17 protein-coding genes are annotated in these 17,878 nt (G+C 73.3%); 8 read left to right on the forward strand and 9 right to left on the reverse strand.

Features of this window, described 5'->3' with window-relative positions; genetic code table 11:
* Positions 1-188: 188 nt before the first annotated feature.
* From ACFYWQ_RS12695 to ACFYWQ_RS12735, 9 genes are all read right to left on the reverse strand, one after another.
* The gene (locus ACFYWQ_RS12695; RefSeq protein ID WP_389515575.1) at positions 189-1,112 is read right to left on the reverse strand and encodes an LLM class F420-dependent oxidoreductase; all 924 of its coding nucleotides are present in this window, start codon (positions 1,110-1,112) and stop codon (positions 189-191) included.
* 154 nt (positions 1,113-1,266) lie between these two features.
* A complete protein-coding gene (locus ACFYWQ_RS12700) occupies positions 1,267-1,728 on the reverse strand; it encodes a DUF6099 family protein (protein ID WP_389515949.1) in 462 nt (153 codons plus the stop codon).
* A gap of 210 nt (positions 1,729-1,938) precedes the next feature.
* Entirely contained in the window at positions 1,939-2,265 is a 327-nt protein-coding gene (locus tag ACFYWQ_RS12705) for a nucleotide pyrophosphohydrolase (protein ID WP_389515578.1), read from the reverse strand.
* A complete protein-coding gene (locus ACFYWQ_RS12710) occupies positions 2,262-3,437 on the reverse strand; it encodes an ATP-binding protein (RefSeq protein ID WP_389515580.1) in 1,176 nt (391 codons plus the stop codon). The genes ACFYWQ_RS12705 and ACFYWQ_RS12710 overlap by 4 nt, the downstream gene beginning before the upstream one ends.
* Positions 3,438-3,545: 108 nt before the next feature.
* Positions 3,546-3,941, reverse strand: a complete 396-nt coding sequence (locus tag ACFYWQ_RS12715) for a cell division protein SepF (protein ID WP_389515582.1) — start codon at positions 3,939-3,941, stop codon at positions 3,546-3,548.
* A gap of 52 nt (positions 3,942-3,993) precedes the next feature.
* Positions 3,994-5,208, reverse strand: a complete 1,215-nt coding sequence (locus tag ACFYWQ_RS12720) for a pyridoxal phosphate-dependent aminotransferase (RefSeq protein ID WP_389515584.1) — start codon at positions 5,206-5,208, stop codon at positions 3,994-3,996.
* Between the two features lie 492 nt (positions 5,209-5,700).
* On the reverse strand, positions 5,701-7,185 hold the full coding sequence (locus tag ACFYWQ_RS12725) for a GMC oxidoreductase (protein WP_389515586.1): 1,485 nt from the start codon (positions 7,183-7,185) through the stop codon (positions 5,701-5,703).
* A gap of 34 nt (positions 7,186-7,219) precedes the next feature.
* Complete coding sequence (locus ACFYWQ_RS12730) at positions 7,220-8,140, reverse strand: sugar phosphate isomerase/epimerase family protein (RefSeq protein ID WP_389515588.1); 921 nt, start codon at positions 8,138-8,140, stop codon at positions 7,220-7,222.
* Entirely contained in the window at positions 8,137-9,204 is a 1,068-nt protein-coding gene (locus ACFYWQ_RS12735) for a Gfo/Idh/MocA family protein (protein WP_389515590.1), read from the reverse strand. The genes ACFYWQ_RS12730 and ACFYWQ_RS12735 overlap by 4 nt, the downstream gene beginning before the upstream one ends.
* 194 nt (positions 9,205-9,398) lie before the next feature.
* Here ACFYWQ_RS12735 and ACFYWQ_RS12740 point away from each other — a divergent pair, with 194 nt between their 5' ends.
* The 8 genes from ACFYWQ_RS12740 (at position 9,399) to ACFYWQ_RS12775 (ending at position 17,865) form a co-directional block, all read left to right on the forward strand.
* Complete coding sequence (locus ACFYWQ_RS12740) at positions 9,399-10,667, forward strand: ROK family protein (protein WP_389515591.1); 1,269 nt, start codon at positions 9,399-9,401, stop codon at positions 10,665-10,667.
* A 261-nt stretch (positions 10,668-10,928) separates the two neighbouring features.
* Entirely contained in the window at positions 10,929-12,290 is a 1,362-nt protein-coding gene (locus ACFYWQ_RS12745) for an MFS transporter (protein WP_389515593.1), read from the forward strand.
* A gap of 69 nt (positions 12,291-12,359) precedes the next feature.
* Entirely contained in the window at positions 12,360-13,673 is a 1,314-nt protein-coding gene (locus ACFYWQ_RS12750; protein WP_389515595.1) for a DUF6379 domain-containing protein, read from the forward strand.
* Between the two features lie 107 nt (positions 13,674-13,780).
* Positions 13,781-14,629 (forward strand): class I SAM-dependent methyltransferase, encoded by an 849-nt coding sequence (locus tag ACFYWQ_RS12755; RefSeq protein ID WP_389515596.1) that lies wholly within the window; start codon positions 13,781-13,783, stop codon positions 14,627-14,629.
* A 185-nt stretch (positions 14,630-14,814) separates the two neighbouring features.
* Complete coding sequence (locus ACFYWQ_RS12760) at positions 14,815-15,708, forward strand: prohibitin family protein (RefSeq protein WP_389515597.1); 894 nt, start codon at positions 14,815-14,817, stop codon at positions 15,706-15,708.
* Between the two features lie 28 nt (positions 15,709-15,736).
* A complete protein-coding gene (locus ACFYWQ_RS12765; protein ID WP_389515599.1) occupies positions 15,737-16,195 on the forward strand; it encodes an RrF2 family transcriptional regulator in 459 nt (152 codons plus the stop codon).
* A 139-nt stretch (positions 16,196-16,334) separates the two neighbouring features.
* The gene (locus tag ACFYWQ_RS12770) at positions 16,335-16,436 is read left to right on the forward strand and encodes a putative leader peptide (protein WP_389515601.1); all 102 of its coding nucleotides are present in this window, start codon (positions 16,335-16,337) and stop codon (positions 16,434-16,436) included.
* Between the two features lie 322 nt (positions 16,437-16,758).
* Positions 16,759-17,865, forward strand: coding sequence for an aliphatic sulfonate ABC transporter substrate-binding protein (locus ACFYWQ_RS12775; RefSeq protein WP_389515603.1), 1,107 nt, complete (start codon positions 16,759-16,761; stop codon positions 17,863-17,865).
* Positions 17,866-17,878 lie beyond the last annotated feature (13 nt).

The raw sequence follows: 17,878 nt of genomic DNA on the forward strand, positions 1-17,878 counted from the left end.
CCCGCGCACACCGTCAACGTACCGAGAAAGGGCGCGGGAGCACCCGGGATTTTCCGCGCTGCCCGGTCGCCCGCTTCCAGGGTCCGACCCCGAGCTTTCCGGTGCCGAGGTGACGGGCCGGGTGGTTCCCGGCGGGGGGGCTCGTCCGACGGGCCGGACAACGATGTCCGGCCCGTCGGAACCGGGCGTCACGACAGCTGCGACTGCACCTGGGCGGAGATCAGCTCCAGGTGGTCCAGGTCGTGCAGGTCCAGGACCTGGAGGTAGATGCGCCGGGAGCCGACCTCGGCGTAACGGCCGATCTTGTCGACGACCTCGCCCGGGGTGCCCGCCAGGCCGTTCTCCTTCAGCTCGTCGACCTCACGGCCGATCGCGGCGGCGCGGCGGGCGACCTCCTGGTCGTCCTTGCCGACGCAGACCACCAGGGCGTTGGAGTAGGTGATCGCGTCGGCCGGGCGGCCGGCCGCCTCGGCGGCGGCCCGGACCCGGCCGAACTGCCGCTCGGTGTCCTCGACCGAGCTGAACGGCATGTTGAACTCGTCGGCGTACCGTGCCGCCAGACGGGGCGTGCGGCTCGCGCCGTGACCGCCGATCAGCACCGGGATCCTCGCCTGGGCGGGCTTGGGCAGCGCGGGCGAGCCCTTCAGCTCGTAGTAGGTGCCCTGGAAGTCGAAGGTCTTGCCGGTCTCCGTGCCCCACAGGCCGGTGACGATCTCCAGCTGCTCCTCCAGGCGGCCGAACTTCTCCTTCGGGAAGGGGATGCCGTACGCCGTGTGCTCCTCCCCGAACCAGCCCGCGCCCAGGCCGAGCTCGACGCGGCCGCCGGACATCTGGTCCACCTGCGCGACCTGGATCGCGAGGACGCCGGGCAGCCGGAAGGTGGCGGCGGTCATCAGCGTGCCGAGGCGGATGCGCTTGGTCTCCCGGGCGAGGCCGGCGAGGGTGATCCAGGCGTCGGTGGGGCCGGGCAGGCCGTCCACGTCGCCCATCTTGAGGTAGTGGTCGGAGCGGAAGAAGGCGTCGAAGCCGAGCTCCTCGGTGGCCTTCGCCACGGTGAGGAGGGTGTCGTACGTCGCCCCCTGCTGGGGCTCGGTGAAGATGCGGAGGTCCATGCCCCCATCCTGCACTCCGGACCACCCGTCGCCCCCACCGGTCCCGTCCTGCGCTCCGGACCACCCGTCGCCCCCACCGGTCCCGTCCTGCGCTCCGGACCACCCGTCGCCCACGCCGGTCCCCCGCCCGGCCAGCCCGCGCCCGGGCGGGGCGTCACCGCTCCGGCAGCGCCCCCTCCCGCGCCGCCAGTTTCCGCAGCATCTCCCTGACCCGGTCCCGTGCCTCGTCCGCCGCGTCGATGGCCTCCATGCACTGCCAGTACGTGCCCTCTCCGTCCGCCGCGCTGGCGAGGCCGACGAGCGCGATGCCGACCTCGCCGAGCAGGCCGCCGAGGCAGAGCAGCGCCTCGCGGGCGTCGTCCAACTCGGTGAGCTGGGCGGCCAGCAGGTCCCCGGGGTCCAGGACCGGCGCGTCCAGCACCCCGCAGCCCCGGCCCGCCAGCTCGGTCAACCCCAGTGCCTCACCGCGCAGTTCGGGCGGCCCGGAGACGGCCAGGCGGCTGCCGATCGCCTGGGCCAGGGCCTGCGCCTGCCACACCTCCGTCAGGGTCCGAGGCCCGTCGTCGCTGCGCGCGAGAGCGCGCCTGCTCGTCAGGATGAGCCGCACCGCGTCCATGCGCCGCCCCCGTCCGTCCCGACGTGCTCCGCGCACGTCCGTCACCCGAACTCATGTGTCCACTACCCAGAGTGAGGGCCTGTGGGGCGAAAAGCCAGAGGAAGACGGAAATCTGTGGACAACAAATCGGTTTCGATCGCCCGAACAACTCCGGAGAGTGAGAGCGGATGATCGTGTTCCCGTGGTGCCGGCGGGCGGCCCGGCCCCGCCTCACGGTGCCGGGAACCTGCCCTCGTTGCGGTCGATCTTCGCGTCCAGCGCCACGAGGGGGTCGACCCCGAGCACCTCGCACAGTTGCAGCAGATACGCGAGGACGTCGGCGATCTCGTCCGTCACCCGGTGCGCGCTGTCCGGGTCGTCCATCACCCGGGCCGACTCCTCCGGCGTCAGCCACTGGAAGATCTCGACCAGTTCGGAGGCCTCCACGCTGAGCGCGGAGGCGAGGTTCTTCGGGGTGTGGAACGGCTGCCAGTTCCGCGCGGCCGCGAACTCGGCCAGCCTGCGCTGCAACTTCGCCACGTCGAGGTGTTCTGTCACGGGTCAAGGTGTACCACCGTGACGCCGTCGGTCCCGGCGGCCCAGGAGGCGTCGCTCACCGCCCCCACGCAGCGGAGGTGCCCGCGCCGGCCCGTGCGGACCGCGAGCCGCAGCAGCTCCCGGCGCTGGCGTACGTCCAGCGCGCGGTCGAAGCCGTCGGCGAGGACGGTGAGGGCGCGCATCGCGTCGGGCACCTCGCCGGGCGGGTCCACGTCCAGCACGCCGGGGCCGGTCAGCAGCACCAGGGCGAGCGCCAGATAGCGCAGTTCGCCGTCGCCGAGGCGGGCCAGCTCGGTACGCCGGGCGGTACCGCGGTCGAGCACGGCGCGGACCGTGCCGTCGCCGAGGGGTTCGGCCCGCACGTCGGTCACCGGCCCGGCACATCCGCCCCGGACGGCGGCGACGAGCTGCGCGTGCCGCCGGGCGCACTCCGCGCGGGTGCGCCCGACGACGTCGGCGAGGTTGTCGCAGCCGCCGAGCAGCCGCCCGGAGCCGGCGGGCACGGGGGCGCGCATCCGTTCGGGCCGCGGGTCGCAGGCGAAGACGGAACGCAGGGCCACCAGCATCTGTTCGGCGGCGGCGAGGACACGGCGCTGCCCGTCGGTCCGGCCGGCCACGCGCAGCGGGAGCAGTGCGGTGCCCAGGCGGTCGTCGGGCAGCGGGGCGCGGGTGACCTCCGACGGACCGGCGGTGTGCCAGGCGGCCTGCACGGTGCGCCGGCCCGGATCGCGCAGGGCCGTCTCCAGCAGGACGAGCCCGCCCACGCTCAGCCGCTCCCCCACCACGCGCAGGTCCGGTTCGGCCTGGACGGCGAGGTCGAGCCGGACCGGGCCCGCGGGACCGTCGGCCGTGCAGCCGATGCGGAAGCCCCGCCGGCGCCGGCCGTCGGGCCGCGTCCCCTCCGGCACACAGGCGGCCGGATCCGGGAACACCTCACCGAGCCGCGCCCCGGCGGCGAGCCGGGCCAGCGCCTCGTACGCCCGCAGCGCGGTCGTCTTGCCGCTGCCGCTGGGCCCGGCGAACAGGGTCACCGCCCCGATCGGCAACCCGGCCCCCCGGTGCCCGGCGAAGGCGGACAGCCGCAGCTCGGTGACACCGGGGCGGGCGGGGCGCGGCACGGGAAGGACCGCGGGGGTGGTGGACGGGGTGGCGGAGGGGGACGGGAGGGCCATACGCGGACCGTAGGGCTCCCGTCGCGCGGCGAACCGTTCCACCCTCGTGGGCTTCCTACGAACGGGCGACCGCTGCCGCCGCGGAGGGACGCGCCGGAGCGCGCCGCCTCACACGCCGGGCACCCCGGCGCCCTGCATGATTCCGCTCACCTCGGTCCCCGGCGGGGTCAGCAGGAACACGTTGCGGTCGACCCGGTGCATCCCGCTGGCCAGGCCGAAGACGACGCCCGTGGAGAAGTCCAGGACGCGTTTGGCCACCTCGGTCTCCGCGCCGGTGAGGTCGAGGAGGACCGGGATGCCCGCCATGAGGGTCTCGGCGACCTCACGGGCGTCCGCGAAGACGTTGACCCTGAGGACGACGAAACGTCGGCGGGCCGCCGTCTCCGCGTCCGGCAGGGCCCGGTGGCCGACCGACGACGGCCAGGCGTCCCGGCCCCGCAACGGAACGACCTGAGCAAGCCCCTCCCACTGTTCATCGGTGACGTCGTAACGGTTCACCGGCACCCCCCGGACTCGCTCTCACTCAATGCCTGCACCAGCCAATTCTTACGCCAAGTCACCCGTTCGGCCCAACAACGACACGGTCCGCGACATTTCCCCGCAGCGATGCCACGAACTTCTCCAGCCGGGCGAGGCCCTCACGGAGCTCGTCGGCCGACGCCGCGTACGAGAGGCGCACATGGGTGTCCGCCGTGCGCACGCCGAAGTCCCGGCCCGGGGTGAGGGCGACGTGCGCCTCGTGCAGCGCCCGCTCGCAGAACTGCCACGAGGTGAGGCCGGTGCCGCTGACGTCGAAGTACACGTAGAACGCCCCGTCGGGCGGGACCGGGACCGGCAGCCCGGCCCGCTCCAGGCCGTCGAGGACGATCGCGCGCCGCCGGAGGAACGCGGCGCGGCGGTCCTCGCAGACGGCCAGCGACTCGGGGGTGAAACAGGCCAGGGCGGCGTGCTGCGCGGGGGTGGAGGCGCAGAGGAAGTAGTTCTGGGCCAGGCGTTCGATCGCCGGGACGAGCGGCTCCGGGACCACGCACCAGCCCAGTCGCCAGCCGGTCATGCCGAAGTACTTGGAGAAGCTGTTGACGACGACGGCGTCGGGGTCGTGCGTCAGCGCGGTGCGCGGCGGCCTGCCCCGGTCGTCGTGGTCGCCGAGGTCGAGGTAGATCTCGTCCACGAGGCGCCACGCGTCGCGCTCGCGCGCCAGGCCGCACAGCTCGGCCAGTTCGCCGGCCGGGACCGAGGTGCCCGTCGGGTTGGACGGGGTGGCGACCATGAGGCCTCGGGTGGCGTCCGTCCAGTGCGCGCGCACGGTGGCCGCGTCCAGCTGGTAGCGGGTCCCGGCCGTGGTGGGCACGAGGGTGACGCGGGCGCCGAAGCTCTCGACGATCTGCCGGTTGCAGGGGTACGAGGGGTCGGCGATGAGCACCTCGTCGCCCTGGTCGACGAGGGCGGCGGTGGCCAGTACCAGGGCGGCCGAGGCACCGGCGGTCACGACCACCCGGGCCGGATCGACCTCGACTCCGTGCCGGTCGCCGTAGAACCCCGCGATCGCCTGCCGGAGGGCGGGCAGGCCGAGCGCGGCGGTGTAGGCCATGGGCCTGCCGTCCATGGCCTCGCGCATCGCCTCCCGCACGGCCGGGGGCGCGCCGAAGTCGGGTTCGCCCAGGTTGAGCTTGACGACGTGGTGCCCCTGGGCCTCCAGCTCCGCGGCGTGCTTGCCGAACTCCATGGCGTAGAAGGGGGCGACGGCCCGGGCGCGTTGCGAGATCCTCATGAGGCGGTCTCCGGCTGGCTCGATGACGAACGGACGAACAGGTGTCAGGACGAGCCGGCGGTGCGGACCGTCCCTGCCATGGTCGCCGACGCGCCCCCGGCACGGCTCCGCGACCCCCGACCCGACGGGGGTAGGGCAGGCCACGGTGCTTTTGGTGGGGGCGGAGCTGTACCGGGGGGCGGAGCGGGGGCGGGAGCGGAACCGGTGCGGGGGCGGGTGCGGGTGCGGGGGCGGGTGCGGGGGCGGGCAGGGCGTGCACGCCCTCGCCGCGTCGGCGAGAGCGGCGCCGACGCGGGCACGTACCGTGCCGTCGGATCTCGGCGAGAGCCGGAAACGCGGGCGTGCCCCGTGCCCCGTACGTCGGTGCAGGCCGGGAGACGCGGGCGCGTCCCTCCCCGCCCGCACGGCCCCCCGGAGGAGCCGCCACCCGACGGTCGGGCGGGGTGGCGCGCGGGTCGCCCCGCGGTCTGTGCGGAGGGAGAGACCCGGCGCTCAGTGCGTCAGGTGGTGGACCAGTGCCCCGGCGCCCCGGGAGGCCAGGGCGACCGAGGTGAGGGTGGGGTTGCAGGCGGTGGCGGTCGGGATGACGTTGTTGCCGGCCACCCAGAGGCCGACGGTGTCCCAGACGCGGCTGTGGGTGTCGCAGACGCTGGTGCCGTCGTCGGCCGGGCCCATGCGGGTGGTGCCCTGGTAGTGCAGCGAGCTGCCCGCGGGGAGGAGCATCGGGGCCTCGCCGAGGGGGATGCCGAGCGTGGCTCCGGCCTCCGCGACCGCCTTCTTGGCGGCCTCGATGGTGGCGAGGTCGCGGTCGGTGTAGCGGTAGTGGATGACGGGGGCCGGCATGCCGAAGGCGTCCAGTTCGCCGTCGTCGAACGTGACGCGGTCGTCGGCGGTGATGTCCTTGGCGCAGAACCAGCCGAGTCCGACGATGCTGCCCGGTTCGACGAGCGCGTCCCCGGCGAGGGGGACGGGTGAGGCGTCGAGTTGCATGACCTGCCCGTGGAAGGGCCGGTCGTCGGTGAAGGGGACCCAGCTGACGCCGCTCTGCGGGATGATCCCGCCGTCGTCCCGCCGGGTGCGGTCGGTGACGGCGCGGTGTGCGGTCACGAGGTCGTCGGGGAGCCGGACGGCGTGGACGATCTGCGGCTGGTCGTTGAGGTGGCGGCCGAGCGCGGCGGGGCGGATGCCCGAGGCGTGCAGGATCTGCGGGGTGCGCAGGGCGTCCGCGGCGACCACGACGGCCCGTGCGGTCACCGTCGCCTCCCGTCCCTCCCCTCCGTCCCCCAGGTCGCGGACGGCGACGCCGGTCACGGTGCCGCCGTCGTGCAGCACGCGCAGGCACAGGCACCGGTCGGCGATGTCGACGCGGGGGTCGTGGGCGGCGGGGCCGAGGACGACGTCGGTGCCGCTCCAGACGCCCGTGCCGTCGGGGCGGGTGGTGACGGCCAGGGGCATCGGGGCGACGCGGCGGGACGCGGGGCGGTCGGTGTCGAAGTGGCCGGCCAGGCGGCGCCGCACCTCGTCGGCGAAGGGCGCCGTGTCGAAGGCGTGGGCGCTGACGTGCAGGAGCTGTTCGGCCCGGGTCAGGTGGCGGTCCATCTCGTCGGCCGGGACGAAGGGGATGCGTTCGCCGTCCCCGGGGCGCGGGCAGGCCGCGGTCCAGTGGGCGCCCATGCCGCCGACGTTGGTGGAGACGGCGGCGGCGGGCATCTCCGGGGTGCCGAGGAGGCGGGTGCCGGGGCGGCCGGGCGAGGCGGGCGAGGGGCCTTCGGAGGCCCGCTGGGCGCGGGCGCGCAGCGTGTCGTCGGCGATGTTCTTCACATGGCCGCCGGGCGGGTCGGTGATCCGCGGTCCGGCCTCGACGAGGAGGATCCGGGCGGTGGGGTGCTGTTCGAACACCTCGCGGACGTAGGTGCAGCCCGTGGGGCCGCTGCCGACCACGACGACGTCGTAGTCGTATGCCGGGGGGAGGGACATGGTTCGGCTCCTGGGTCTGGGGCGGCCGGGCGGTTCAGCCGGTGATGAGCGGCCGCAGGGTGTGGTGGGCGATGGTCAGTCCCTGGCACACCTTGTCCGGGGTGCCTCCCCACAGCGGGTCCTCGTGTTCGACGGAGAGGGTGCCGGTGAAGCCGGCCTCGTAGAGGCGGTCGACGACGCGGGGCCAGTCGACCTGTCCGCGGCCGGGGACCCGGTAGCGCCACCAGCCGGTGGCCCAGGGGTCGCCCTTCTTGTCCGTCGTCCCGAAGAACCCGTAGCGGTTGCGGGCCACGGGGTCGATCTCGATGTCCTTGGCCTGGGCGTGGGCGATGCGGTCGGCGTACGGGGTGATGGTCGCCACCGGGTCGATGCCGATCCACATCAGGTGGGAGGGGTCCCAGTTGAGGTGGAGGCCGAGGGAGAACATCCACTCCCACAGCTCCGGCGAGTAGGCGATGTTGCCGGGGTGGCCGTCGGGGTGCCAGCCCTCCATGACGCAGTTCTCGATGACGATCCGCACGCCGCGTTCGCCCGCGTACTCGACGAGTTCGGGCAGGACGCGCTCGGCCTCGCGCTGGTTCTCGGGGACGCTGCGGGCCGGGTCGCGGCCGATGAACGTGCCGACGTAGGGGACGTCGAGGGCCTGGGCGGCGTCGACGGCGCGCTTGAGGTGCTCGCGGATCCCCTCCCGGCGGACGGGGTCGGGGTGCAGGTTGTTCTCGTAGTAGGCCAGGGCCGAGATGCCGAGGCCGGTGCGGTCCAGGACGGCGCGGACCCGGTCGGCCTCGCGGGGGCCGAAGCGGGCGGTGTCGATGTGGGAGGCCTCGAAGTCCCGGCTGCCGGTGCCGGGCCAGACGGCGACCTCCAGACGCTCGTACCCGGCGGTGGCGGCCCAGTCGGCGATGCGGTCGAGCGACCAGGTGGGCAGACAGGCGGTGAGCATGCCGAGGTTCATCCGGGGATCTCCGTCCAGGTGGAGCCGGCGGTCGCGGAGCGCATCACGGCGTCGGTGACGCGGGCGGCGCGCAGGCCGTCGGCGAAGGTGGGCAGGCCGTCGGGCACGTCGCCGCGGATCGCGGCGTAGGTGTCGGCGACGAAGTCGGCGAAGCACTCGTGGTAGCCCTGCGGGTGTCCGGCCGGCAGGGCGCCGGGGCGCTCGTGCGGGCGGGCCGGGTCGCGGAGCAGGACGCGGTTCTCGGCGCGCCCGCCGATCCGCAGCCGCTCGGGGTCCTCCTGGTCGAAGGCGTAGGAGGCGTCCGGGCCGTCGAAGGAGAAGGTGAGCCGGTTCTTGGCGCCGGCGCTGGCCTGGCTGACGACCAGGGAGCCGATCGCCCCGGCGTCGGTGCGGAAGGTGACGACCCCGCCGTCCTCGGTGGTGGTCCGGCGCCCTCCGCGGACGGGGTGGGCGGTGCCCAGGGTGGCCTGGAGGGCGGTGATGCGCTGGCCGGTGACGAACTCCATGAGGTCGCACCAGTGGACGCCGATGTCGCCGAAGGCGCGGCTGGCGCCGCCCAGGGCCGCGTCGACGCGCCAGTTGTCGGCCGCCGGGTCCGCGAGCCAGTCCTGGAGGTAGCTGCCGTGCAGGAGCCAGGGGGCCCGGGCGTCGGCGGCGAGGCGGGCGCGGGCCAGGCGGACGGAGGAGTAGAAGCGGTACACGAACGGGACGGTGGCGACGGCCCCGGAGTCGGCGGCCAGGCCGGCCAGGTCCGCGGCCTGCTCCACGGAGACCGCCAGCGGCTTCTCGCACACCACGTGCTTGCCGGCCTCCAGGACCCGCCGGGCCATGGGGTGGTGCAGGTGGTTGGGCGTACACAGGTGTACGACGTCCACGTCGGAGTCGAGCACCCGCTCGAACTCCGCGGGTTCGGCTCCCGGCACGGAGGCGGCCAGGGCCTTCGCCCGGTCGGCCGAGGAACCGGCGACCAGACGCACCTGCCCTCCGGCGGCGCCGACGGCCCGTGCGTGGACGGCTCCCATGAATCCGGTGCCGACGATGGCGGCCCTGACCGGCTGTGGCATACGGCTGCGTCCTTGCTGCTCTGCGCTGCTCTGCCGTGCTCAGCAGTGCTCTGCTCTGCTGAGCACGGGCAATGCTGTGCTCTGCTGTGCTCTGGTGTGCTCTGGTGCGGTGAACACCCCCACTATTGCACGCAGCATGCAAAAGTCGTCAAGGGTTTGGTCCGCAGCGGCAGAAGTACGCGATGATTCCGGGTATGACACGCCGTACTCCCACCGCAGTCGACCACTACGACGCCCTGTCCGCCGTCGTGCGCATGGTCCGCTCGGGACGCGCCCGCACCCGGCCCGAGCTGGGCGCCGCCTCCCTCCTGGGCCGCACGGTGATCTCCCAGAGGGTCGAGCAGGCGATCGAGCTCGGCCTGCTGGAGGACGCCGAGACCGGCCCGTCCAGCGGCGGCCGCGCCCCGCGGCAGCTGCGCTTCAACGCCGGGCGCGGACTGGTCCTCTCCGCGGTGCTGGGAGCCGCCGCGCTGGACGTGGCGGTGACCGACCTGGACGCCCGCGTCCTGGAGCACCGGCACCTGGAGTGGCCGATCGCCCGCGGCCCCGAGGAGACCCTGACCGCCCTGGACGCGGAGTTCACCGGCCTGCTGGAGACCCGCCGGGACACCCCGCTGTGGGCGATCACCCTGGGCGTCCCGGGCCCGGTGGAGTTCTCGACCGGGCGCCCGTCACAGCCGCCGATCATGCCGGGCTGGGACGGCTTCGACATCCGCGGCCGGCTCCAGGGACGGCACCGGGCTCCCGTGTGGGTGGACAACGACGCCAACCTGCTGGCCCTGGGCGAGGCCCGCGCCAGCGGCGCCGGCGCCGACGAGATGATCTTCGTGAAGGTGGGTACGGGCATCGGCGCCGGCCTCGTCAGCGAGGGGCGCGTGCACCGGGGCAGCAAGGGGGCCGCCGGTGACATCGGGCACGCCCGGGTCCTGGAGGACAACTCGGTCATGTGCCGGTGCGGGCGGACCGGGTGCCTGGAGGCGCTGGCGGGCGGCTGGGCACTGGCCCGCGACGCGGTGACGGCGGTCCACGAGGGGCGCAGCCGGTACCTCGCCGAGATCCACGGCGCGCACGGCGAGATCACCCCGGCCGACATCGGCCGCGGCGTCACCGTGGGCGACGCCTGGTGCCTGACGGCGGTCGCCCGGGCCGCGGAGCGGGTCGGCAGCCTCATGGCGACGCTCGTCAACTTCTACAACCCCGCCCACCTGGTCTTCGGCGGCGGCGTCCTGACGGTGGGGGACGCCTTCCTGCGCGTGGTCGACCACACGGTGCGCAGCCGCTCCCTGCCGCTGGCGGCGACGGACCTGGTGATCCGCGGCTCCGCGCTGGGCGACCTCGGCGGCGTCGCGGGCGGGGCGCACCTCGCCGTGGAGGCGCTGCTGTCGGCCGACGCCATGGCGGCGTGGACACCGCTGGGCAGCCCGTCCGCGGTCGACCCGGACCGCCTGACGGCCGGCGCCTGATCCCCGGGGACACCCCGCGGCACCCGGGACACCCTGCGGGACACCCGGGACACCCGCGACACCCCCGCGAGGAGGGAAACGGCACACATCCAGCACATCACCATCCAGAACCATTGACTTTGGCTTGTGGCAAACATAAGTTCCGTCACCGACGGGCGAATTCCGGACGAGTCTCGCCCGTCGTCAACGGCAGCCGCCCCCGTCCCCCGGCCTCATGCCCCTCCAGGCGGCACGCCCCCTCCCCATCGAAGGGACTCGACGATGAGTGCCGCATCCTCCCCCGCCACCGGCGCGCCCGCCGACGCGCCTCCCGCCGCCGCACAGCCCCTCGGCCGCGCCGCACAGCTGGGATACGGGCTCGGAGACCTGGCGTCCAACCTGACCTGGACCACACTCACGGCCTTCCTGCTGTTCTTCTACACCGACGTCGCCGGCCTCGCCGCCGCCGCCGCGGGCACCGTCCTGCTGCTCGGCCGGATCGCCGACGCGGTGATCGACCCGCTCGTCGGTCTGGCCGTCGACCGCACCCGCAGCCGCTTCGGACGCGCCCGCCCCTACCTCATCTTCGGCTCCCCCGTGCTGGCCGCCGCCTTCGCGCTGGCCTTCACCTCCGTGGGCAGCGGCACCACCGCGGCCGTCTGGGCCGGGGTGACCTTCGTCGCCGTCGGCATCAGCCACTCCCTGGTGAACGTGCCCTACGGCGCGATGCTGCCGATGCTGACCTCCGACAACGACACCCGTCTCAAAATGAGCGGCTACCGGTTCGTCGGCGCCTCGCTCGGACTGATCGCGGTCTCCGTGGCGGTCATGCCGCTGGTCGGCCTGCTGGGCGCCGGCGACCTCGGGCGCGGCTTCACCGGCATGGCCGTCGTCTTCGGCGTCGCCGGCACGCTGCTGTACTGGGCGGTCGCCGCACTGTGCCGCGAGCGGGTCGCACCCCAGGCGCCCGGCGAGGACACCGCCACCGGGCACGCCGTCAAGGCGCTGTTCGGCAACCGGCACTGGCTGGGCGTGTGCCTCTCCTCGCTGGCCGCGTTCGTGCGGCTCGGCGTGATCACCGCCGGAGCGGTCTACTACGCCCGGGACGTCCTGCACGACACGTGGGCCACCACCTACATCCTCCTCGCCTTCTCCCTCTCCGCCCTGGCCGGATCCCTGGTCACCCCCTGGGTGCTGCGCCGCACCGGCAAGCGCCGGGGCATCGTCCTGGGCCTGGTGGCCACCGCGGTCCTCTACGCGCTGCTGTTCCCGCTCCACGACAGCCCCGCCGCGTTCCTCGCCGTCTTCCTCGTCGCGAACCTCCTCGGCGGCTTCGGCCTGGTCGCGGCGCCCGCCCTGGTCTCCGACACCGTCGACCACCACGAGGGCGTCACCGGCCGCCGCGACGAGGGCCTGCTGTACGCGGGCTACAGCTTCGCGACGAAGGTGGGCACCGCGCTGGGCGGCACCTTCTTCGCCTGGGCGCTCGCCTGGGGCGGCTACCACGCCGACGAGGTCAGCGCCGGCGCCTCCACCGCCATCGAGTGGGCCTTCGTCGGCCTCCCGCTGGTGCTGTGCCTGGTGCAGGCGGCGTGCATGGCCCTGTACGACCTCGAACGCCCCGCCCCCTCGCCGACGGCATGACGCACGGGCTGCCCCGCCACCGGCACGGGCAGCCCCCGCACCCCCACTCCGCCCCTCCCTCACTCCCCCATGAGCAGTCCGAGAAAGGACGAGCCGACGGTGCTCGAACGCAACATCATCCAACAGCGCGGCTTCCGCAACGTCGTCGAGAACGGCGCCGTCACCGGCTTCCAGCTGCACCTGCGCAACCCCAACTACCGCGGCATCGCCGGAAGCCTCGTCGACGGCGTCGAGGTGATCGTCGACGGCGAGAAGCACCCCGCGGACCGGACCCGGTGGACCCTTCAGGGCCGCACCTTCACGCTCGACGAGCTGCGCGCGAGCACCGACGTCCGCTGGCAGCTCGACGAGGTCGCCGTCGTCACCGTGCCCAGGCCGGGCGGGCTGGCCGCGGGCACCCACCGCGTCGACGTCGCCGTCCACCTGCGCCGGCCGTACATCCCCGAGGTCGCCGGCCCCTCCGTCTTCCGGTCCTCCGCGACGGGCACCGTCGTCCCCGCGACCGGCGGCACGAGCGGCCTGAGGTACGGCGTCTCGCTCTACAGCTACTCCGGCGACCTCTACACCTCGATGACCCTCGAGGACGCAATGGCCGACATCGCCGACCTGGGCGCCACCGGCATCGAGATCCTCGGCGAGGGCAACATTCCCGGCTACCCCCGCCCCGACGCCGCCTGGGTGCGCGACTGGCACGGCCTGCTGGAGCGTTACGGCCTGACGCCGACCAACTACGGCTCCTGGGTCGACACCGCGATGTGGCGCGAGCGGGACCTCACGGCCGAGGAGGGACGCGCCCAGCTGGAGACGGACCTGCGGCTGGCCAAGGAACTCGGCTTCACCTCGATCCGCCCGAAGTTCGGCGTCGTCTCCCCCGAGCTCGAACCCCACCCGATCTGGCAGCCGGCCGTCGAACGGGTCCTGGACCTCGCCGCCGACCTCGACATCGTCATCTGCCCGGAGATCCACAGCCCCACCCCGATCAAGAACCCCGTCACCCAGGGCTACCTCGACTTCATCGAGCGCACCGGCAGCGAGCACTTCAAGCTGCTCATCGACACCGGCATCTTCCAGACCGCCCCGGTGGACGACGGCCACGAGGGCTTCGAGGGCAAGAAGCGCCCCCCGTTCCTGGAGCCCCTGGCCGTCCCGATGGCCGACCTCGTGGACGTGCTCCCCCACGTCCACTTCATCCAGGCGAAGTTCTTCGAGATCGACGACCGGCTCCACGACCTGCACGTCCCCTGGGACGACATCGTCACCACCCTGCGCGACGCCGGCTGGAGCGGCTGGCTGTCCAGCGAGTACGAGGGCCGCCGCGAGCCCTACCGCGGCCGCGACCAGGTACGCCGCCAGCACGCCCTGCTCCGCACCCTGGACGCCTGAGGTCCGGCCGCCGCGCAGCCCGGCCGCACCGGCCGGGAACGGGGACGAGCCGTCCCCGTTCCCGGCCGGTCCGTCGGCGGAGCCGCTAGAGCCGCTAGCCTCACCGCATGCCCGACGACACCCCCTGCGGTACGCAGGCCGGACGCGACGACCGACCCGACGAGGCCCGGCGGGCCCGTCTGAGCCGGATCTTCGACGAGGACGCGGAGCTGTACGACGGGGCCCGGCCCGGCTACCCGGCGGAGCTGTACGACGATCTCGCCGGCCTCGCGGGCGTCCGCGGCGGCAGCCGGGTCCTGGAGGTGGGCTGCGGGACCGGCCAGGCGACGGTGCCCCTGGCCCGGCGGGGCTGCCGGATCACCGCCGTCGAGGCGGGACCGCACATGGCCGCCGTCGCCCGCCGCAACCTGGCCGGGGCGACCGGGGTGGAGGTGGTGACGGCGCGGTTCGAGAGCTGGCCGCTGCCGCCGGAGCCGTTCGACGCGGTCGTCTCGGCGACGGCGTTCCACTGGATCGACCCGGCCGTACGGGTGGCCAAGGCCGCCGACGCGCTGCGTCCGGGCGGGGCGCTCGCCGTGGTGCGCACCCAGCACGTGGGGGGCGGCACCGAGGAGTTCTTCGCCGAGGTCCAGCGCTGCTACGAGCGCTTCGACCCGGACACGACGCCGGGGCTGCGGCCTCCCGCGGCCGCCGGCGTCGACGGCTCGGACCACGCGCGGGAGGTCGCGCGCAGCGGCCGTTTCGGCCCCACGGTCTTCCGCCGCCACGAGCGGGACCTCACCTACACCACGTCCCGGTACCTGGACCTGCTGCGGACCTACTCGGGCCACCGCGCTCTGCCGGAAGCCGCCCGGAACGGGCTGCTCGCCTGCATCGGGGCCCTGATCGACGGGACGTACGGCGGCCGGGTGACCAAGCGCTACCTCATCGAACTGGGGGTGTCGTACAGGCGGTGACGCCGGACGGTCACCCGAGTGGGAGGTACGCCCGGGCGGCGCCCCGAACGACGCGCGGGTGACATCGGGCGGTCGGGCAGGCGAACAGCCGATCGGAGCCCGGCCGGCGGGGGCCTTGATCCCCTACGCTGCGCTGCGGATCGCGTGCCTGGGGGGCGCGCGTCCCTTTCCGAGGGGGGATACCCGTGTTCGTGCTGTCCGTCCTGCTGCTCATAGCGGCAGTCGTGCTCTTCCTCGTCGGCCGCGGCCGCACCACCGTCGGCGGCCTGCGGATCGGCGCCGCGATCAGTGCCGTGGCGGGGGTGCTGGCGGGCGTCTTCTCCTGCGTCCACGTCGTGAGCGCCTACGAGGTCGGCGTACCGGTGACCTTCGGCGGCGTGGGCGCTCCGCTGACCTCGGGCATCCAGCTGAAGTCACCGTTCACCGAGGTCACGACCTTCTCCACCCGGCCGGTGGACCTCGACCTGAACGACAAGGACACCGTCGAGGTCCGCTCCTCGCAGGGCGGGGTGCTGTACGCGGACGTCACCGTCAAGTGGGCCGTGGTGCCGGCGAAGGCGGTCGCGCTGTACCGGCTGGCGGGCAGCGAGGAGGGGGTCGAGGAGCGGCTGGTGCTGCCGGACAGCCGCGAGATCATCCGCAACGTCTTCGCGCAGCACACCAGCGAGGAGGGGTACGCCTCCGCCCGCGAGCAGATCGGCTCGGAGATCGCCGCCCTCATCAAGGCACGTCTGGCGCCGCGCGGCATCGACGTCACGGTCGTCAACCTGCGCAACGTGAAGCCGTCGGCCGAGCTCCAGAAGCAGATCGACAAGAAGATCCAGCAGGAGCAGGCGACGGAGCGGGCCGTGGAGGCGCAGCGCACCGCCACGGCGGAGGCCGAGCGCAAGCGCATCGAGGCGGAGGGCACCGCCGCCGCCAACAAGATCCTCGAACGCTCGCTGACCGACAAGGTCCTCTACAACCAGTGCCTGACCGCCTACCGCGAGGCCGCCAAGGCGAACCCGGTCTACGCCGTCCCCTGCGGCACGGACTCCGACGGCACCCCGGTCATCGTGGACGGGACCGGCGACCAGTAGCCCGCCGGGCGTACGGGATAATGCCCGCATGCGGATCTCAGCCAGGGCGGACTACGCGGTACGCGCCGCGTTGCAGCTCGCCACGTCACGGGACGACGAGCCGGTCAAGGTGCTGGCCATCGCCGATGCCCAGGGCATCCCGCACAAGTTCCTCGAAGGCATCCTGAACGACATGCGCCGCGGCGGGCTCGTGGTCAGCCAGCGGGGCGGCAACGGCGGCTACCGGCTGGCCAAGTCCGCCGGATCGATCAGCATCGCCGACGTCATCCGCGTCGTGGACGGACCACTCGTCTCAGTACGTGGAGTCCGTCCACCGGAACTGTCCTACAACGGGCCCGCCGAATCGCTGCTGCCCCTGTGGATCGCGCTGCGGTCCAACGTGCGGGAAATCCTCGAAGGCGTGACGCTCGCCGACGTCGCCTCGGCCGAGCTGCCTGCCGGTGTGTCCGCCCGGGCCGACGCCCCGGGCGCGTGGACGAACCCCTGAAAAACCGGCCCCGACCTCACTGATACCACAACGTGAGACGGGGGCGTCCGCGATGCGAGAAGCCCCTTGGTAAGGGCGCCGCCTTCTGCCACGATCCCTATCAACCAGGTGGGGAAACTAGGGAACTGAGGGGGTGGCCATGAGTACGCTGAACCACGCGGTCCGCACGCGGCTCCTTCTGACCTCCCGTCGGCACATCGACCTGGTCCGTACGTCCAGCGCCATCTGTCGAGCCGTCTGAGGCCGGTCCTTCCACCGGCTCCCCCACGCACGGCTGTGCTCGTCACCGCCCCGCCGCGTCCGGCGGGCGCCTTCTCCGCCTCGTCACGCCGCCGTCTCTCCCCGCCTCCCCATGACCGCACGCCCGCGCGTGCGCCGTGGCCGCGGCGGAGGCCCGGCATCGGCCCCGAGGCACCCGACACCCGGCATCGACAACCCTGCGCTCCTCGCCCCGCGACGGCGGACCGTCGCCGGCGAAGGGCGTGGGCGCGCGTGCCGACAGCCCTGCGTCCCGTACGCCCGTACCTCCCTGATCACCCATTCCTCCTGGAAAGGACACCTCCGTGTCTGCCGCAAGACCGCTCACCGCCCTGCGCGCCCTCGCCGCCATAGCGGCACTCCCCTTCCTGCTGACGGCCTGCGGCTACGGTTCCGAGTCCACCGACGACGACAAGCAGACCCAGGTCGCGGCGGACGCCGAGAAGCTCTCCGCGGACCAGGTGAAGATCGGCTACTTCCCGAACCTCACCCACGCCACCGCCCTGGTGGGCGTCCAGGAGGGCATCCTCCAGAAGGAGCTCGGCGGCACCAAGATCTCCACGGCGACCTTCAACGCGGGGCCGTCCGAGATCGAGGCCCTCAACTCCGGCTCCATCGACATCGGCTGGATCGGCCCCTCCCCCTCCATCAACGGCTACACCAAGTCCTCGGGCAAGAACCTCCGCATCATCGGCGGCTCGGCCTCCGGCGGCGTCAAGCTCGTCGTCAACCCGGACAAGATCAAGTCCGTGAAGGACGTCAAGGGCAAGAAGATCGCCACCCCGCAGCTCGGCAACACCCAGGACGTCGCCTTCCTCAACTGGATCGCCGACCAGGGCTGGAAGGTCGACGCCGAGAGCGGCAAGGGCGACGTCTCCGTCGTCCGCACCGACAACAAGATCACCCCCGACGCCTACAAGTCCGGCTCCATCGACGGCGCCTGGGTGCCCGAGCCCACCGCCTCCAAGCTGGTCTCCGAGGGCGCCAAGGTGCTCATCGACGAAGCGGACCTGTGGCCCGACAAGAAGTTCGTGATCACGAACATCATCGTGTCGCAGAAGTTCCTCAAGGAGCACCCCGACGTCGTCGAGGCCGTGCTGCGCGGCTCGGTGAAGACCAACCAGTGGATCAACGCCAACCCCGACAAGGCCAAGACCTCGGCGAACGCGGCGCTGAAGGAGCTCTCCGGCAAGGCACTGCCCACGGAGGTCCTGGACCCGGCCTGGGAGTCCATCCAGTTCCTGGACGACCCGCTGGCCTCGACCCTCGACGCCGAGGCGGAGCACGCCGTGAAGGCGGGTCTGCTGGAGGAGCCGAACCTGAAGGGCATCTACGACCTCGCCCCGCTCAACAAGGTCCTCAAGGCCGCGGGCGAGGACCAGGTCGACGACGCCGGTCTCGGCGCCGAGTAGCACCCGGCACGCA

The organism is Streptomyces sp. NPDC003247 (assembly GCF_042888135.1).
Taxonomy (GTDB): domain Bacteria; phylum Actinomycetota; class Actinomycetes; order Streptomycetales; family Streptomycetaceae; genus Streptomyces.

Bases quoted from the DNA above. Each gene is read 5' to 3' on its own strand.
- ACFYWQ_RS12695 (WP_389515575.1), bottom strand. From the start codon at position 1,112: ATGGACCTCCGCATCTTCACCGAGCCCCAGCAGGGGGCGACGTACGAC.
- ACFYWQ_RS12700 (WP_389515949.1), bottom strand. From the start codon at position 1,728: ATGGACGCGGTGCGGCTCATCCTGACGAGCAGGCGCGCTCTCGCGCGC.
- ACFYWQ_RS12710 (WP_389515580.1), bottom strand. From the start codon at position 3,437: ATGGCCCTCCCGTCCCCCTCCGCCACCCCGTCCACCACCCCCGCGGTC.
- ACFYWQ_RS12720 (WP_389515584.1), bottom strand. From the start codon at position 5,208: ATGAGGATCTCGCAACGCGCCCGGGCCGTCGCCCCCTTCTACGCCATG.
- ACFYWQ_RS12725 (WP_389515586.1), bottom strand. From the start codon at position 7,185: ATGTCCCTCCCCCCGGCATACGACTACGACGTCGTCGTGGTCGGCAGC.
- ACFYWQ_RS12730 (WP_389515588.1), bottom strand. From the start codon at position 8,140: ATGAACCTCGGCATGCTCACCGCCTGTCTGCCCACCTGGTCGCTCGAC.
- ACFYWQ_RS12735 (WP_389515590.1), bottom strand. From the start codon at position 9,204: ATGCCACAGCCGGTCAGGGCCGCCATCGTCGGCACCGGATTCATGGGA.
- ACFYWQ_RS12740 (WP_389515591.1), top strand. From the start codon at position 9,399: ATGACACGCCGTACTCCCACCGCAGTCGACCACTACGACGCCCTGTCC.
- ACFYWQ_RS12745 (WP_389515593.1), top strand. From the start codon at position 10,929: ATGAGTGCCGCATCCTCCCCCGCCACCGGCGCGCCCGCCGACGCGCCT.
- ACFYWQ_RS12750 (WP_389515595.1), top strand. From the start codon at position 12,360: ATGAGCAGTCCGAGAAAGGACGAGCCGACGGTGCTCGAACGCAACATC.
- ACFYWQ_RS12755 (WP_389515596.1), top strand. From the start codon at position 13,781: ATGCCCGACGACACCCCCTGCGGTACGCAGGCCGGACGCGACGACCGA.
- ACFYWQ_RS12765 (WP_389515599.1), top strand. From the start codon at position 15,737: ATGCGGATCTCAGCCAGGGCGGACTACGCGGTACGCGCCGCGTTGCAG.
- ACFYWQ_RS12770 (WP_389515601.1), top strand. From the start codon at position 16,335: ATGAGTACGCTGAACCACGCGGTCCGCACGCGGCTCCTTCTGACCTCC.